Annotated in this window: 14 protein-coding genes; 10 read left to right on the top strand and 4 right to left on the bottom strand. The window is 56.0% G+C overall.

Going from position 1 to position 17,445, the window contains the following annotated elements:
* Positions 1-97 precede the first annotated feature (97 nt).
* From rpsM to GJA01_RS04120, 6 genes are all read left to right on the top strand, one after another.
* Positions 98-475 carry a 30S ribosomal protein S13 gene (gene rpsM, locus GJA01_RS04150; protein WP_010502104.1) on the top strand — a complete coding sequence of 126 codons (378 nt, stop codon included), beginning with the start codon at positions 98-100 and terminating at the stop codon, positions 473-475.
* 58 nt (positions 476-533) lie between these two features.
* Positions 534-926, top strand: a complete 393-nt coding sequence (gene rpsK / locus GJA01_RS04145) for a 30S ribosomal protein S11 (RefSeq protein ID WP_007282744.1) — start codon at positions 534-536, stop codon at positions 924-926.
* Positions 927-1,055: 129 nt separating this feature from the next.
* Positions 1,056-2,075 (top strand): DNA-directed RNA polymerase subunit alpha, encoded by a 1,020-nt coding sequence (locus tag GJA01_RS04140; RefSeq protein WP_007282745.1) that lies wholly within the window; start codon positions 1,056-1,058, stop codon positions 2,073-2,075.
* A 27-nt stretch (positions 2,076-2,102) separates the two neighbouring features.
* Positions 2,103-2,522: a 50S ribosomal protein L17 gene (rplQ, locus tag GJA01_RS04135; protein ID WP_062503712.1), complete on the top strand. Its 420-nt coding sequence runs from the start codon at positions 2,103-2,105 to the stop codon at positions 2,520-2,522.
* A gap of 331 nt (positions 2,523-2,853) precedes the next feature.
* Entirely contained in the window at positions 2,854-4,170 is a 1,317-nt protein-coding gene (locus tag GJA01_RS04130; protein WP_010502094.1) for an MFS transporter, read from the top strand.
* A 396-nt stretch (positions 4,171-4,566) separates the two neighbouring features.
* Complete coding sequence (locus tag GJA01_RS04120; protein WP_007282750.1) at positions 4,567-4,737, top strand: DUF1328 domain-containing protein; 171 nt, start codon at positions 4,567-4,569, stop codon at positions 4,735-4,737.
* Between the two features lie 69 nt (positions 4,738-4,806).
* Here the strand turns inward: GJA01_RS04120 and GJA01_RS04115 are convergent, their stop codons facing one another.
* From GJA01_RS04115 to GJA01_RS04100, 4 genes are read right to left on the bottom strand one after another with little or no spacing between them, the layout of a single operon-like run.
* The gene (locus GJA01_RS04115; protein WP_062503710.1) at positions 4,807-6,342 is read right to left on the bottom strand and encodes an efflux transporter outer membrane subunit; all 1,536 of its coding nucleotides are present in this window, start codon (positions 6,340-6,342) and stop codon (positions 4,807-4,809) included.
* Complete coding sequence (locus tag GJA01_RS04110; protein ID WP_062503708.1) at positions 6,342-9,620, bottom strand: efflux RND transporter permease subunit; 3,279 nt, start codon at positions 9,618-9,620, stop codon at positions 6,342-6,344. Before GJA01_RS04110 ends, GJA01_RS04115 begins: the two co-directional genes overlap by 1 nt.
* Positions 9,617-12,802, bottom strand: a complete 3,186-nt coding sequence (locus tag GJA01_RS04105) for an efflux RND transporter permease subunit (protein WP_062503706.1) — start codon at positions 12,800-12,802, stop codon at positions 9,617-9,619. The genes GJA01_RS04110 and GJA01_RS04105 overlap by 4 nt, the downstream gene beginning before the upstream one ends.
* Before the next feature lie 24 nt (positions 12,803-12,826).
* On the bottom strand, positions 12,827-14,161 hold the full coding sequence (locus GJA01_RS04100; RefSeq protein ID WP_010502081.1) for an efflux RND transporter periplasmic adaptor subunit: 1,335 nt from the start codon (positions 14,159-14,161) through the stop codon (positions 12,827-12,829).
* A gap of 285 nt (positions 14,162-14,446) precedes the next feature.
* On the opposite strand from GJA01_RS04100, the gene GJA01_RS04095 reads away from it, so the two are divergent.
* The 4 genes from GJA01_RS04095 (at position 14,447) to GJA01_RS04080 (ending at position 17,283) form a co-directional block, all read left to right on the top strand.
* On the top strand, positions 14,447-14,737 hold the full coding sequence (locus GJA01_RS04095) for a CsbD family protein (protein ID WP_010502078.1): 291 nt from the start codon (positions 14,447-14,449) through the stop codon (positions 14,735-14,737).
* 64 nt (positions 14,738-14,801) lie between these two features.
* The gene (locus GJA01_RS04090; RefSeq protein ID WP_062503704.1) at positions 14,802-15,431 is read left to right on the top strand and encodes a DUF4339 domain-containing protein; all 630 of its coding nucleotides are present in this window, start codon (positions 14,802-14,804) and stop codon (positions 15,429-15,431) included.
* Between the two features lie 146 nt (positions 15,432-15,577).
* Positions 15,578-16,201 carry a ribonuclease HII gene (locus GJA01_RS04085; RefSeq protein ID WP_062503702.1) on the top strand — a complete coding sequence of 208 codons (624 nt, stop codon included), beginning with the start codon at positions 15,578-15,580 and terminating at the stop codon, positions 16,199-16,201.
* Positions 16,198-17,283 (top strand): site-specific DNA-methyltransferase, encoded by a 1,086-nt coding sequence (locus GJA01_RS04080; RefSeq protein ID WP_062503701.1) that lies wholly within the window; start codon positions 16,198-16,200, stop codon positions 17,281-17,283. Before GJA01_RS04085 ends, GJA01_RS04080 begins: the two co-directional genes overlap by 4 nt.
* Positions 17,284-17,445: the final 162 nt, after the last annotated feature.

Genomic DNA, 17,445 nt, shown 5'->3' with positions numbered 1-17,445 from the left:
TGGGACTGACATCAGCTGCGATGCAATCGATCCGGTTTCGGCCGGGCATGAAACAGGCTGACGCGGCCTTGAAGGCTGCGTCGATGGGAGAATTGGCGTGGCACGTATTGCCGGCGTAAACATTCCGACCAACAAGCGGGTGGTCATCGCCCTGCGCTATGTCTACGGCATTGGCCCGTCGACGGCACAGGCAATCTGCAGCAAGCTCGGGATCCCCGATGCGAAGCGCGTAAACGAACTGTCTGACGACGAGATCGTGAAGGTCCGTGAACTGATCGACGGCGAATACCGCGTCGAAGGTGATCTGCGTCGTGAGACAGCCATGAACATCAAGCGTCTGATGGATCTGGGCTGCTACCGCGGTCTGCGTCATCGTCGCGGTCTTCCGGTCCGCGGTCAGCGTACGCACACGAACGCCCGTACCCGTAAGGGCAAGGCTGTTGCGATTGCTGGCAAGAAGAAGGTCACGCGCTAATTCGCGCCTGATGGCTTCACTCTGACGCTTTTCGCTAACTTTTAGGACGACCTCTATTATGGCCAAGGCCGCAGCACCGCGCATTCGTAAGAAAGAGCGCAAGAATATCATCTCTGGCGTTGCTCACGTGCTTTCCACGTTCAACAACACCATGATCACGATCTCCGACGCGCAGGGTAATGCAATTGCATGGTCCTCCTCGGGCGCACAGGGCTTCAAGGGCTCGCGTAAATCCACGCCGTATGCAGCTCAGGTTGCTGCAGAAGACGCAGGCCGCAAGGCTCGCGAGCACGGCATGGAAACGCTTGAGATCGAAGTGTCCGGTCCGGGTTCGGGGCGTGAAAGTGCTCTTCGCGCGCTGCAGGCTGTTGGCTTCACGATTACGTCCATCCGTGACATGACACCAGTCCCGCACAACGGCTGCCGTCCGCGGAAGCGTCGTCGCGTCTGAGTGATGCTGTGCTGCGCATTGTTAAAGGTGCGCAGCATGTTTTTTGATTGCATCTTCTACCGCACGATCCGTGCGGGCCAGGTGCCGCCAATTTTATTGGCGGGCTTCGTTGTTTGAAAGGCCACGACCTTGGTTCTCCAGAAAAACTGGCAGTCCCTCATCAAGCCGGAGAAGCTTGAAGTCGAGCCCGGCCCGGTTGCTTCGCGCATCGCCACCGTTGTGGCGGAGCCGCTGGAGCGCGGCTTCGGTATGACGCTCGGCAACGCGCTGCGTCGTATTCTTCTGTCTTCCCTTCAGGGCGCGGCAGTAACTGCCATCCAGATTGATGGCGTTCTGCACGAGTTCTCTGCAGTTCCTGGTGTGCGCGAAGACGTGACGGACATCGTCCTGAACGTTAAGCAGCTCGCACTTCGTATGCATGGTGAAGGCCCGAAGCGCATGATTCTCACGGCAACTGGTCCGGGAGAAGTAACGGCTGGGCAGATTCAGGCTGGTCATGACATTGAGATCATGAATCCTGACCTCGTAATCTGCACTCTTGATGATGGTGTGAAGCTCGGAATGGAGTTCACCGTCAACATGGGCAAAGGTTATGTTGCCGCCGCTGCAAATCGTCCGGAAGACGCACCGATCGGTATGATCCCGATTGATGCTATCTACTCGCCGGTTCGTCGCGTGTCTTACAAGGTCGAGCAGACCCGTGTTGGTCAGGTCACTGACTATGACAAGCTGCTGCTGACGGTGGAAACGAATGGTGCTGTAACGCCAGAGGACAGTCTGGCTCTCGCTGCGCGTATTCTTCAGGATCAGCTTCAGCTGTTCATCAACTTTGATGAACCGCGTCCGGTCCAGCATGAAGAGCCGCAGGATGACCTGCCGTTCAACCGTAATCTTCTTCGCAAGGTTGACGAGCTTGAACTTTCGGTGCGTAGCGCCAACTGTCTCAAGAACGACAATATTGTTTATATCGGCGATCTGGTGCAGAAGTCCGAACAGGAAATGCTCCGTACGCCGAACTTCGGGCGTAAGTCGCTCAACGAGATCAAGGAAGTTCTCACCGGTATGGGGCTGTCGCTCGGCATGAGCGTTCCGGCCTGGCCGCCCGAGAACATCGAGGATCTGGCCAAGCGTCTCGATGAGACGTTCTGAGAACTTCTAAGGTAAGGAAAACTAGCAATGCGTCATGGTGTGAGTGGGCGTAAGCTCAATGTCACCTCTTCTCACCGCGCTGCCATGTTCCGCAACATGGCTGTCGCACTCATCAAGCACGAGCAGATCACGACGACGCTGCCGAAGGCGAAGGAACTTCGCCCGGTTGTTGAAAAGCTGATCACACTCGGCAAGCGCGGTAACCTGCACGCTCGTCGTCAGGCTTTCGCTCAGCTGCGTGATGAGGCTGTTGTCAGCAAGCTCTTCAGCACCGTTGCTGAGCGTTATAAGGCACGCGCTGGCGGTTATTCCCGCGTGCTGAAGGCTGGCGTTCGTTACGGCGACAACGCTGACATGGCTGTCATTGAACTCGTCGAACGCGATGTCGATGCCAAGGGTCAGGACAGCGGTCCGAAGCCGGTTGCAGAAGAGCAGGAAACCGCCTGAGGCTTTGTTCTTCGGGAACAGGAAAAGGCCGGTGCAGCAATGCACCGGCCTTTTTTTTATTCTAAGGTTCACAACTCTGTGCCGAGTGTGTAGTTTTGCCACATCTCTTGCAGGACGATTCACGTCTGGTTTTTTGACCGGCTGTTTTTCTCTCGCCCTTTAGGGCGAGGAAAGTGCCTTTTCTGAGTGTCGGCAAGTTGCTGTCCTCGCTGTCCTGCATCATTTTGAGAAACGGGTCCGAGCACTCTCGTAGGGCCCGCAACGACGCATCCCATATCTGTTTCGGCAATGAGGTCGAAGCAGGTTCGTGACGCGCCTACGCCTGGAGAGCATGAACATGTCCGAAACAGCCGCACCAAAACGCGGGCTAGCGGAAATTCTTGGCATCCCACGCGCCCTTTTCTGGGCTTTTGTTGGTCAGCTTCTATTCATGGTCGGGGACGGTGTTGAAGCCGGTTATCTTGACACTTACATGCTGCATCACGGTCATTCCCAAGGCTTCGTCAACGAACTTTTCACTTTCTACGGCATCACGGTCATGATTGCGGCGTGGTTTTCAGGCCCGCTGTCTGATCTGATGGGACCGAAAAAAGTTATGTGGCTGGGTCTGATTCTGTGGGCCATTCTGGAAGTCGGTTTTCTGACGTTCGGTCTGGGTCCAAACAATGGCCCGATGATCCTTCTTTTCTATACGTTGCGTGGGTTTGCCTATCCGCTATTCGCGTATGGTTTTCTGGTTTGGATCGCGGCTGCAACGCCTGCGGCCATGCTGGGATCGGCTGCGGGTTGGTTCTGGTTTTCGTTTTCTGCAGGTCTTCCAACGTTGGGATCGCAGTTCGCTCGTTACACCATTCCCCAAATTGGCGAGCTCAAGACGTTCTGGTGTTCGTTGGGGCTGGTCATTATTGGTGGCTTGGTAGCGCTCCTGTTTACACATGAGCCAACGGGGAAAAAGCGTCTGCTGCCGGATCATATTCCGACAAAGGACATTTTTTTCGGTTCTCTTAGCATTATGTGGCGTGAGCCGAAGACGACGATTGCGGGTATTGTTCGCATCATTGATACCTCGTCTGAGTATGCTTTTCTTGCCATTATGCCAGCGTTCTTCGTGGATCAGCTACACTTCACGCTTGAACAATGGCTGAACCTGCTGTCGTTGATCTTCCTGAGCAACATCCTGTTTAACCTTGTGTCTGGTATGGTTGCCGATACCTTAGGGCATCGGTTTGTTGTGTCGGTTTTTGGTGGCATTGGTGGCTTCGTTGCCATTCCTCTGTTCTATTATGTTCCGCTCTGGTTCCCGGGGAATTTCTGGGCTGTTGCTGCTGCAGGTATTTTCTACGGAGCAACAGTGGCTGCGTTTGTCCCGCTTTCTGGGCTCATGCCGCAGATTTGTCCTCGTGAAAAAGCCGCTGCGCTTTCCATTCTGGGTTTGGGTGCGGGTGCGTCAACATGGGTCGGGCCTGCTATCGTCTCCCTGTGTGGGGCGATCTTTGGTCCTGGCATGAGCTATGTGATCTGGACATTCGCCGTGATCTATCTTGCTTCAGCTGGTATGACCTTGGCTCTCAAGATTTCTCCAGAGGCGCGACGGTATACAGAAGAAGCGACGGCGCGCGGTGAGGCTACGACTGCTGTCGGCCACTGAGGCCATCAACATCAGATTGTTGCTCGACCGTCAAAGAGTGGGGGCAGTTCGTTTTCGAACTGCCCCTGTTTTTGTATGTATTGGATACGTTGATTATGGAGTGCAACATTATGGATGCAGATCTCGCATCATATCTGGATGAAACGGTTTCTTCTTTGCAGGACGGTGCTGATCGTCTCGTAGATTGTGACAGCATGAAGAAAAAAACGTGCACATTTCTAAAAGAGAGCCGTGCTCTTATGGCAGACCTGATGGCGGATCAGCCGTTTTTCTTGCTTTCGGCCGCATTCGCCAGTGGGTTGCTCTTGGGGCGAGCTGTTTTTTCGGGAAAGAAACCTTCCTGAGGCATAGGACGTTACGACATGACCACGACCTGTTATTCAAGGATCATGTTCCATGCTGCACTATGCTATCGTTTTCTTCATCATTTCCATCATTGCCGGCGTATTCGGCTTTTCAGGAATTTCTGCAGCAACAGCAGGTATTGCGAAGCTGTTTTTCATTATCTTCCTGGTTCTGGCTGTTCTGGCAATTCTTGCAGGTGTTGCCGGACTTCATGCTCTCTAAGGACATGTGTCAGTGCCCTAGACGGGTATAAAAAAGGGCGGGTACCGGAAGGTCCCGCCCTTTTTGTGTTTATCGACCGTTCTTGTCTTTCTGGATAAAGGACGGAAGAAGCGGGTTGTCCATTTGGAGAGACGCTTTGGTTGGCAGGTCTTTTGTGCTCCAGCCGCCTCCGAGATCTGTCAGAAGAGCCACTTCGGAATTGAATTGCTGCTGCCGGATATTGAGCTGGGTCTCTTCGTATTGCAGTGCGGTCTGCTGGGCGGTGATAACGGTGGTGTAGATCTGGGTGCCAGCAAGATATTCATTCATGGACACGCGAACAGCAGCCTGAGCGCTCTCAACGGCTTGGTTCTGAAGTGTCAGTTGTTGGGCCAGATAATGCAGGTTGGACATATGGTCTTCCGTGTCCTGCATGGCCGCCAGAACGGTCTGGCGATAAGTGGCCACCGCATTATCGTAATCAGCTTCGGCTTCCCGGACTGCCGCGGTTCGTGCGCCACCCTGGAAAATGGTCTGGGTTGCGGCAGCGCCGAGGCCCCAAGTTCGTGTGGCTGTCTGGATCAGTTGCTGGAGAGGGTTTCCGCTATAGCCGTAAGAAGCGGACAAGGTAATTTCTGGGAAGAAAGCGCCAATCGCATAACCGATTTCTGCATTGTACGCTTCCATGTTCCGTTCAGCCTGAGCAACGTCTGGGCGGCGTTCTAGGATCATGGAGGGGAGGGCGACAGGCGCTGGGGGCAGGGTCTTTGGAAGAAGAGCCGTTGCGATAGTTACATCTGCTGGTGCCCGACCCGTTAGCATCGCAATAGCATGTTCATACTGCGCGCGTGCGATATGAGCATTGGCCAGACTGGCTTCTGTTGATTGCAGAAGATATTTGGCCTGTAGGACACTGGTAGGATCTGCAACGCCAGCTTCGAGCTGATTTTGCAGGATTTTCAGGTTGTCCCGATAGAGGCCGACATTGCGTGTATAAAGATCAATCAGGCTGTCCTGATAGCGGAGGCTGAAATAATCCTGTGCCAGCGTCAGTTGGTAAGACAGGCGCATACTGGCAACAAGGGCCGCATCACCTTGTGTGGCCGCAACCTGCTCCTGGACCTGTCGGCGTACTTTGCCCCAGACGTCCACGGTCCAACTGGCAGATGGACCAGTGGCCCATGTATTGCTCGTATAGGATTGGGAGGAACTGTAGGTGAAGCCGCCACTGGTGCTGGTCGCGCTGCTACCCTGAGAATTGCGATTGAAGCTGAAATTGCCGCTCAGGGTTGGGTACAGGCTGGCTTTGATGGAATTGATGGTTGCCGCAGCCTTGCGATATTGTGCCTCATATTCCTTCAGGCTCTGGTTAGACGTTGCGACACGTTCTTCAAGATCGTTCAGAAGAGGATCGTTGAAGATTGTCCACCAGTCCCCTTTGGGCATAAGGGCCAGATCTGGCTGAGCCTTGTTCCAGCCCGCAGGAGGGGGGGCTTCCTTGAAATGTGCGGAGATCACTGCCGAAGGACGATGATAATTCGGTCCGACCATGCAGCCGCTCAGGAAAGGCAGGGATGCGGCTCCCAGAAGAAGGGTGCGCAGGGAAGGCATGCGAAGGGCGGTCATCAGATTTCCGTTTCCCGGGGCGAGATGTGAAGCAGGGTGGCAAAATGATGCCGGACGCGACCGAGCATCTTTCCAAAACGATCGAGATAGAGAAACACGACGGGCGTGCTGTAGAGCGTTAGAAGTTGGCTGACCATCAGGCCGCCGAGAATGGCAATGCCGAGAGGCCGCCGCAGTTCGCTACCGTATCCATTGCCGAAAACAAGCGGAACAGCACCAAAGGCGGCAGCAAGAGACGTCATGAGGATAGGACGGAAACGCAGGACGCTGGCTTTATGAATGGCTTCCAGTGCCGTCGCTCCTTCACGTTGCGCCACCAGGGCGAAATCGATCAGCATGATGGCGTTTTTCTTCACGATACCGATCAGCAGAATAACGCCGATCATGGCCATCAGTGAGAATTCCTGCCCGAAGACCTGTAGAGCCAGCAATGCGCCAACACCTGCGGAGGGAAGTGTCGACAGAATGGTCAACGGGTGAATGAGGCTTTCATAGAGGATGCCCAGAACGATGTAGACCGCAGCCAGGGCCGCGAGGATGAGCAAAGGCTCATCGCTGACGGATTTCTGGAACGCAGCCGCATTCCCTGCAAAGCCTCCATGAATGGTGGGTGGGACATGAAGTTTGACCATGGCGGCTTCGACGGCCTGAACGGCCGGGCCCAGCGAGGCGCCGGGCGCCAGATCGAAAGACACCGTTGTGGCGACGGACAGGCCATCATGATTCACTGTCAGCGCCGTATTGGTCATGCGTTGATGACCCAGTACCCCAAGAGGAACCATCTTTTCGGAACTGGTCGTTACAGCAGATCCGCTTGACGCAGATTTACCGCCAGCGAGTGCGTTGGCCACGGAGTTCAGGTAAGATTGTTCGCTCTGGGAGAGGGTGCTGGATGTCGTGCTGGCTCTGACGCGGAGATTGTTGGAGGATGTTCCCCCTGTCGCCGTACCGCCGGATGCGCTGACCCACATCTGCTTCAGCGTTTCGGAGTTCTCCCAGTAATGCGGCGCAACTTCCATAACCACATGATACTGGTTCAGGGAGCCGTAGATGACGGATGCTGAACGCTGTCCGAAGGCATCATAGAGCGTGTTGGCAATCAGCTGTGGAGTGATGGAATATCGGGAACTCATATCGCGGTTGATGGCAATCGCGATAGCCTGACCGCCTTCTTCCACGTTGGATGATACATTCATCAGCAGGGGAATTCTGGAGAGGGCGGCCACGATTTTGGGCGTCCACTCGTAAAGCTCTTCTGCCGAAGGTCCTTCCAAAGAATACTGATAGGACGCATCTCCAGACCGTGCGCCGACCCGGACGGCTCCCGGTGCCATCAGGCGCAACTGGGCTCCCGGGACATTGGCGAAAGCTCTGTTGAGGCGTTGAACGGTTCTGGCCAGGCTGTCCTTGCGTTCTTCTTTGGGTTTGAGAGCAATGAACATATTGGCTGAATTCGCGGAGCGGCCGCCTGCGCCGCCCATGACACCAGCCACATCCCGATCCGCGGCCACGACTTTCATGGCGCGGGCGGCAAGCGCTTTCAAAGACTGGAACGACACGGACTGGTCCGCGACCAGTCGACCCATGAGTTGCCCCGTGTCTTCAGACGGGAAGAAGCCCTTGGGCATTTTTACAAAGAGAATGCCTGCCAGAAGAAGTGTGGCGGGAAGGGAAAGAACAATCAGGAAAGGGTGTCGCAGACCCCAGCCCAGAGAGCGATCATATCCTTTGGCAATACCGTCGATCGCTCTTTCCAGAAGAGAGCCGATCTTTCCCCAGAGTGTCTGGCTGTTGGCGGGTGTGACATTGAGGATCATGGCGCTCAACATCGGCGTCAGCGACAGCGACAGCACCAGTGAGATGGTCAGGGTAATGACCATCACCATCGCGAATTCATGGAACAGACGTCCGGCAACGCCCCCCATGAACATGATGGGGGCGAACACGACAACCAGGGATACTGTGATGGAGAGAACCGTGAAGGCTACTTCACTGGCCCCAAGGATGGAGGCTTCCACGCGTTCATGGCCCATCTCCATGTAGCGGGTGATGTTTTCAAGCACGACGATGGCGTCATCGACCACGAAGCCTGTGGAGATGGTCAGGGCCATCAGAGACATGTTGTCGAGCTGGTATCCCATCAGCGCCATGGCGCCGAATGTTCCGATAATGGACACGGGGACGACGACGGCCGGGATGAGAATGGCTGAGAAGCTGCGCAGGAACAGCAGAACGACAATGACGACGAGCACAACGGCAATAATCAGGGTCTGCTTCGTATCGTTCAGAGACGCCCGGATGGTTTTTGACCGGTCGATCATGACGTTGAGATGGGTGTTGCCCGGCAATGCAGACTGAAGAATGGGCAGACGGCTACGGATACCATCCACCGTCTTGATGACGTTGGCTCCTCCCTGCGTGAAGACTGTGCAGATGATTGCACGCTGGCCGTTGTGAAAGCCCGTCTGGCGCAGATCCTCGACACTGTCATTGACGTCTGCAACATCTGTCAGGCGCACAGGCTGACTGTTGCGATAGGCAATGACCAGTCCGCGATAGTCTTCGGCTTTGCTGGCCTGGTCGTTCGTGGACAGCATCAGGCGGGTGCCGTGCGAGTCAATGAAGCCTTTAGGGGTGTGGGCATTTGCTGACGCGAGAGCTGCTCGGACGTCTTCGAACCCGATACCGTAGCGAAACAGGCGTAACGGGTTCAGCTCGACACGAACGGCGGGCAGGGAACTGCCTCGAATTTCAACTTCTCCGACGCCTTCAACCTGGCTGAGCTGCTGGGTCAGGACATTGCTTGCAAATTCGTAGAGTTCCTGTGGTGTCCGGGTATCGGACGTCAATGTCATGGCAACGACTGGAGGCCCGTTGGAATTGGCCTTGTCGTAGGTCGGGTTGGTGCGAAGAGTGGAGGGAAGGTCCTGTCTTGCGCTCTGCAATGCTGACTCTACATCCCGCGCCGCGCCATTGATGTCTCGGGAGAGATCGAACTGAAGTGTGATGCGCGTCTGGTTGACAGTAGATTCAGACGTCATTTCTGTTACGCCCGAAATCGCGCCCAGATGGCGCTCCAGCGGGGCGGCAACCGTGCTGGCGATCTCGGAGGGAGAGCCGCCAGGCTGGTTCGCCATCACCATGATGACTGGAAAGTCCACGTTCGGGAGGTCGGCAACGGGAAGGCTGAAATAGCCCAGAATACCGGCGATCACGAGCGCAATGGCCAGAAGGGTTGTCCCGACTGGCCTCATGACGAAGAGGCGGATCAGATTCACGGGTTGCTATGCGGGCTTGGAGAAGGTGTCCGGCTGGCCTGATAGCGTTGTAGCAATCCACGGGTTCTGCGGCCGATACCGTCCATGAACAGGTAGATGACCGGTGTGGTGAACAGGGTCAGCATCTGCGACAGCATCAGGCCACAAACGATGGCGACACCCAGAGGGCGACGCAGTTCTGATCCGACGCCATGACTCAGCATCAGAGGCAGGGCACCGAACAATGCGGCGAGTGTTGTCATCAGGATGGGGCGGAAACGCAACAATGCGGCCTGCCGGATGGCTTCCAGAGGTGTGTGTCCCTCTAGACGTTCCGCTTCAAGGGCGAAGTCGATCATCATGATGGCATTTTTTTTCACAATGCCGATCAGCAGCACGATGCCGATGATCCCCATGATGTCGAGATCCATCCCGAACAGATACAGACCAATCAGCGCCCCGATGGCGGCGGACGGTAGCGTGGACAGGATCGTGATCGGGTGGATGAAGCTCTCATAGAGAATACCCAGCACGATATAGACCGCGATGACGGCCGCCATGACCAGCCAGATTTCATTGGTCAGGGACGAGCGGAATGCGGCTGCTGTTCCCTGGAATGCGGTCTGGAAGGCAGGCGGCAGGCCGATGCTCTGCTCTACACGCTCAATGGCATTCGTCGCTGCCCCCAGGGAGTATCCCTTGGCGACGTTGAACGAAATGGTTGTGGCCGGGAACTGTCCGTAATGGCTGATGAGCAGAGGAGCCAGACTGTGCGTGATGGTTGTGACCTGCTTGAGGGGCACCAAACCAGACGTTGGCTGGCGTGTAGGTCCTGATGTGCTGCCTCCGGCTTCGGACGAAATTCCTGGCAGATAGAGCTGATCCAGAGACGTCAGATCGTTCTGAAGCTCCGGCAGAGCTTCCAGAATGACACGATACTGGTTGGCCTGTGTGTAGATCGTGGAGATCTGGCGCTGGCCGTAGCTGTCATAGAGAAGGTTATCGACCGTCTGTGGGGTGATGGAATAACGTGCGCCCGTGGCCCGATCGAGGGAAAGCTGGGCCACCAGACCTTCGGCCTGAAGATCGGATGTCACATCCGCGAGGGAGGGTTCTTTCTGTAGTTCAGCCACAAACTTCGGCACCCACGTTTTGAAGGTATCATAGTCCGGGTTTTCCAGCATGAACTGGTACTGGGTTGCGGAGATCGAGGAATCCAGTGACAGATCCTGAATAGGCTGAACGAAAAGCTGCGTTCCAACCACATTCTGGCCGAGCTGACCCAGACGGTGAAGGATGGTTGTCAGGTCAGATGTGCGATCGGTGCGGGGTTTCAGATTGATCAGGAAACGCCCCACATTCATCGTCATGTTCTGGCCATCGATGCCTACAAAAGACGAGATGCTGGCGACGTCAGGGTCTTTAAGAATTTCCGCCCCAAGGGCCTGCTGACGGTCCTTCATGCCTTCAAAAGAAATCGCCTGCGACATGACCGAGATACCCTGCACGACGCCGGTATCCTGAGTTGGAAAGAAGCCTTTCGGGATCGTATAGGCGAGAGCACCCGTCAGAATGATTGTTCCCAGCGTAACCAGAAGCGTCAGCCCGCGGAAACGAAGCACAACATCAAGCCAACGACCATAAAGCGCGATCATGCCGTTGATACCGCGCTCGGTTGCGTTGGACAGACGCCCCCAAAGGCCGTGGCTTGCGGAGGGAGCGTGCGTATCCGTCAACATCCGCGCGCACATCATCGGGACCAGTGTAATGGACACGATGGCGGAGATGACGATGGTGATCGACAGCGTCATGGCGAATTCGTGGAACAGACGCCCTACGACATCCTTCATGAACAGCAGCGGGATTAGTACTGCGATTAGCGAAACGGTTAGCGAGATGATCGTAAACCCGATTTCGCCGGCACCCTTGAGAGCGGCAGTATAACGGTCTTCGCCAGCTTCAATGTAACGCGCAATGTTTTCGATCACCACGATGGCGTCATCGACCACGAAGCCTGTCGCAATGGTCAGGGACATCAACGACAGGTTATCGAGCGAGAAGCCAAGCAGGTACATCGCGGCCATCGTGCCTACGAGTGACAGTGGGACCGAGAGGCTTGGAATGATTGTAGCGGGGACGTTGCGCAGGAAGACGAAAATCACGCCAACAACGAGCACCATGGCCAGGCCAAGCTCGTATTCCACATCTTCGACAGAGGCTCGAATGGTCGTGGTCCGGTCCGTCAGGGGTGTGATTTCAATACCGGGCGGCAGGTCCTGCTTGAGTTGCGGAAGAATGCGCAGAACATTGTCCACAACTCCGATGACGTTAGCGCCGGGCTGGCGCTGTACGTTCAGGATCAGGGCAGGCGTTCCATTCGACCATGCTGCAAGCTGGCTGTTCTCGGCGCCTTCCACAACGGTGGCGACGTCTCGCACGCGGATCGGACCATTGTTCTGATAAGCAATGACCTGATTCATCAACTGCGCCACGGATTGGATCTGTCCGTCGATACGAAGTGATGTCGAGCGCTTGGGGCCGTCAAAAGTCCCTGTCGGGGAGTTGACGTTGACGGTTGTGATGATGGTGCGCAGGGTGTCGATGGCGATGCCGTAGGAGGTCAGCTTCGGGATGTTGACCTGAATGCGATACGCCTTGCGATTTCCGCCGGATAGCGTCACGAGACCAACGCCGGAAATCTGACTGATTTTCTGCTCAAGACGCGTGTTGACGTAGTCTTCCACTTCCGGAAGCGGCATCGTTTTGGACGTGATGCCGAGTGTCAGAACGGGTGTGTCTGCCGGGTTGACCTTGGCGTAGATCGGAGGGGCTGGAAGATCCGTCGGGAGCAGGGACGTTGCGTTGTTGATCGCCGCCTGAACTTCCTGCTCCGCCACATCCATGGACATATCGAGGCCAAAACGCAGGGTAATAACCGATGCGCCGCCAGACGACTGGGAGGTCATCTGGTCCAGGCCGGGCATCTGACCAAGCTGCGTTTCAAGCGGAGCGGTGACGGATGTACTCATCACGTCTGGTCCGGCGCCCGGATAGGAAGTCGAGACCGTAATCGTCGGATACTCGACTTGAGGAAGCGCTGAAACAGCCAGAAAATGGTAGCCGAGCAGACCGCTCAGCAGGATGGCGAACATCAGGAGGCTGGTGGCAACCGGACGTTCGATGAACAGGCGGGACGGATTCACGGTCTTGCTGTTCCCTGTGAACGGTCAGTGAGTGCCAGCGGCATCGGGGGCAGAAGGATCATTGCTGTGCTTGGCAGCATCAGTGCTCTGCTGGCCGTTGCTGTGGCGATGATGGGTTTCGGCCGTCTTGGCTTCTGCGGCAGCGGTCTGGTTGGTGGACGTATCCGGGATCGACACCTTCTGGCCAGGGCGCAGATGGCTGACACCGTCGGTCACCACACGGTCTCCAGCCTTTACACCGGAAAGGATGACGGCATTGCTGTCGTCGGTCTCACCCACCTTCACGGGGACGTCCTTCACCGTCATGTCTGGCTGGACGACGTAGAGGAACTGGCCGTCGGGACCGGTCTGGAGCGCATTGCCTGGAACAATCAGAGCATTATGCAGCGTCTTGACAAGCAGGTGTGCGTTGACGAATTCGTTCGGGAACAGGCGCTCATCTTCATTGGTGAAGATGCCACGCATACGGACCGTACCGGTTGAAGTGTCGATCTGACTGTCCAGAGCCTTCACGGTGCCATCGGCGATTTTTTGGGTGTTGTCGCTGTTCCAGGCTTCGACTGGGAGTTCACTGACGTCATGCAGCCTGTCAGCAACGGGGCCGATCTGATTCTGCGGAACAGTGAAGATAACGGAAATCGGTTCCATCTGAGTCAGGATCGTCAGACCCCCAGACTGACCCGCGGCAACGTAGTTTCCTTTATCCAGCACGCGGATACCGACGCGTCCATCAACGGGCGCAATGATGTGGCAGTACATCACGTTCAGTTCGGCATTGCGGACATTGGCTTCGTCGAACTTTACGGTGCCTTCCAACTGCTGGACTGTGAATTCCTGATCCCGTGCCGTCATGGCTGATGTGGAGTTTTGACGGATCAGCTTTTGGTAACGCGCATTGTCCACGCGTGCCTTCTCAAGCTGGGCGCGATCTGCGGCGAGAGTGCCTTTGTATTGCGCCAGTGTCGCCTCATAGGGGCGTGGATCGATCAGTTCCAGTTCGTCGCCCTTCTTAACGTGCTGACCTTCCTGGTAATACACGTCCAGAATATGGCCGCTGACACGAGGGGTAATCGTGACGTTGGTGACGGGGACGACCGTGCCGAGAAGCTGAAGAACTACTGGCATGTCGCCGGTATGAACTGTGGCGACGGCGACCGGCTGTGTATCGCCGGATTGGCCCTTGTGTCCGCCTCCGGCGTTCCTTCCGTGCGGACGGAGGACCGCAAAAAGAATCAGCAGGAGAACAAGAACGACGATCCCCCAGAGGAGCCAGCGCCGACGGGGACGTCGGGCGGCGGGAAGGGGCTGGGCGTTGCTGCTCTGGTGGCGGTCGCTGGAGCCGGCCGTCTGCTCGTCCATAATCGTTCTGTCTTTCCCGTACACTTGGATCCGGATGTGCTTGAGAAGGGCACCCCTTTGTCAGTCATTCTTCTATAGTGCAGGCTGTGCAACCCTGCCATGACAAGACCTTAAATCCTGTTCAGGTTTGGAAACGGTTCTGAAACCATTGGCCTTAACAAGTTGCTTTTTCAGGATATTACTCTCTTGCTCCATTTCATGATCGCACCATATTCTTGAGGCAACCCTATGGTTCGCAGGTCGTTAAGACCAGGAACGGATCATATCCGGAGACAGGAGAGACACATGGCTGATACGACGACAACCAAGGCTGAAGGCCTTCTCGACGAAGCCAAGGGCAAGATCAAGGACGGTATCGGTGGTCTGACCGGCGACACGGCAACCCAGGCTGAGGGCAAGTTCGATCAGCTTTCGGGTATGGCCCAGCAGGAATTCGCCGATCTGTATGATGAAGGTGAAACGAAACTTGAGGCTGCAACGGCCTTTGTTCAGGATCGCCCGCTGATTTCCGTCGTCATTGCGACCGTTGTTGGCATGATTATCGGTGGTCTGCTGTTCGGTCGTAAGAGCAGCTAATTTCGCGCACGAATGACTTCGTGTGTTAGAAGCCTTCCGGAGTAATCCGGGAGGCTTTATTTTTATGGACTGGTTTTACGAGAACAATGGGCAACAGTCTGGCCCTGTTTCCCGTGAAGAAATTTTACGCCTGATCATGCAGCAGCGTATCCGGCCGGAAACACTGGTCTGGAATCCGTCGTTTGGCGATAGCTGGCGACCGGCTTCAGCTGCCGGACTGGTGTCCCCGTTGACCGGCTTTCTGAGACCGAAGGCGGAAGTGTCGGAACACTGGGCCTGGGTGCTTCTGGTTGGCCCATGGCTCATGGGACGAATGACACTTTATATCATGGACTGGCGACATGTTCCTGAGGCCGCTCGCATGAATACTAACGGCATCGTCGGGCTTCTGGTTCTGGGGTTGTTTTTTACAGCATTTACCTTGGATCGGAATGCCATCCGGGAAGCAGGAAATACACCGCCGGGTTTCTGGTGGTGGCTGTTTCTGCCTGGCTATTTCTGGCGTCGTCGTCAGGTTGTTGGGAAAGGGATGTCGTTGCTGGTGGTCAGTCTGGTTCTCCTGGTGTTCAACATTGGAGATACGATTGCCCGTTTTCCCGAAATCCGTGAGCAGGCGAGACATGCACACCACGCATCAGGATCTGTTCAGTCAACGGCGCCGGCGGATGGAGACGGAGACCAAGAGAACCTCTGAAGCGGCTGGAAAGAGTCTTTCGGAACACACTTGACAGCTTATTCTGAAAAATAACCCATTTTTGGGCTTCCCTTTCGAGTCGCCATGATTCAAAACCGATTCGGTAGTCAGTTTATTGACCGGATCGGTCGGGGAGCAGTTCAGGAATGCCAGATTACGCCCTTGAAGCCGCCCATGGAGGGTTGGTCGTCGGGATCGACGAAGTAGGGCGTGGTCCTCTGGCGGGACCTGTGGTTGCTGCTGCTGTTGCTTTCACGTCCAAGCCTGATGAGAAACTCTCGGCTCTTCTGGATGATTCCAAGAAGCTCACGGCAAAGCGGCGCATGGTCGCCTATGACCTGCTCATGCAGACGCCGGATATTCTGACGGGTATCGGCGCTGCTTCCGTAACCGAAATCGAAAAAATCAATATTGCTCAGGCCTGCCATCTCGCCATGCGTCGGGCATTAGACCGGCTTGGCCGGATGCCTGATCTGGCTCTGGTTGATGGCAAGCACGCCCCGAAGCTGCCGTGCCCCATTCAGATGGTGATTGGCGGAGATGGCATCAGTCTTTCCATCGCAGCAGCATCCATTATCGCAAAAATTACACGCGACCGTCTGATGGCCCGTCTTGCTGTTCGGCACGACGCCTATGGGTGGGAGCGCAATGCCGGTTACGGCACTGCCATTCATATGAGCGGTCTGAAAATTCGGGGCGTTACGCCCCATCACAGGCGCGGATTTGCGCCGATCCGAAACATGATTGAAGCAAAGGCGCACGCAGCATGACCGGCGAACTTCCCGTGGACCAGATCCTGCGTGGTGAATGCGTGGAAACGATGAAGACCCTGCCAGATGGCAGTGTGGACTGCATCTTTGCCGATCCGCCATATAATCTTCAGCTTCGTGGCGAACTGCGTCGCCCGGATGAGACGGTTGTCGATGGTGTTGATGACGCCTGGGACAAGTTCGACGACTATTCCGCCTATGACAAGTTTACGCGGGAATGGCTGTCCGAAGCACATCGTATTCTGGACAAGGACGGCACGATCTGGGTGATCGGCTCCTATCACAACGTGTTCCGTCTGGGCGCTATCCTTCAGGATCTTGGCTTCTGGATCCTGAACGATATCATCTGGCGCAAATCCAACCCCATGCCGAACTTCCGTGGGCGTCGTTTCACGAATGCCCACGAAACCATGATTTGGGCCGCCAAAAGCCCGCAGAGCCGGTATCGGTTCAACTATCAGGCCATGAAAGCGCTGAATGATGATCTTCAGATGCGGTCCGACTGGTATCTGCCGCTCTGCACGGGCAACGAGCGCCTGAAGAACGAGCATGGCCTGAAGCTGCATCCCACCCAGAAGCCTGAGAGCCTGCTGCATCGTGTGCTTGTGGCGTCCACGAATGTGGAAGATGTCGTGCTGGATCCGTTCTGCGGAAGCGGCACAACGCCTGCCGTCGCCAAGCGGCTGGGACGTCATTATGTCGGCATCGAGCGTCATCCGGATTATGTGAAGGCTGCGCGGGAGCGTGTGGCGCGTGAAGAACGCCTGACCTCCGAGCAAATCGCCGTCACGCCGGCGAAGCGCGAGATGCCGCGTATTCCGTTTGGCAGTTTCGTGGAAACAGGTGTTCTGCCTGCTGGAACAGTTCTCTATGACCGTCAGAAACGCCTGAAGGCGACGGTGACGCCTGATGGAACGCTCGTGTCTGGCAATCAGCGGGGGTCCATTCACAAGCTGGGCGCAATGCTAACGAATGCGCCGTCCTGCAACGGGTGGACGTTCTGGTTCTTCGAGCGTGACGGGCAGATGGTGCCGATTGATATCCTGCGTCAGGAGAGTGTAGCCCTCCGAAACGTGGGCTAATTTTCCCCAGACGCCATCTGCAGCTTCAAGAGCTGCAGAGAGCTGCTTGTACGGCTTCTGAAACGTGTTTGGAGGTTACCTTGCACGTGAGCCGTACCCGGACCCCTGCCATGGGGGACGAAAATATTAAGTATGGTGGTGTTCGTCCGATCTCTCGGAACT

This window comes from Gluconobacter japonicus, assembly GCF_002723975.1.
Lineage (GTDB): Bacteria > Pseudomonadota > Alphaproteobacteria > Acetobacterales > Acetobacteraceae > Gluconobacter > Gluconobacter japonicus.
Note: the sequence above shows the minus strand (reverse complement) of the source record. Positions and strands in the feature narration are given on the sequence as shown.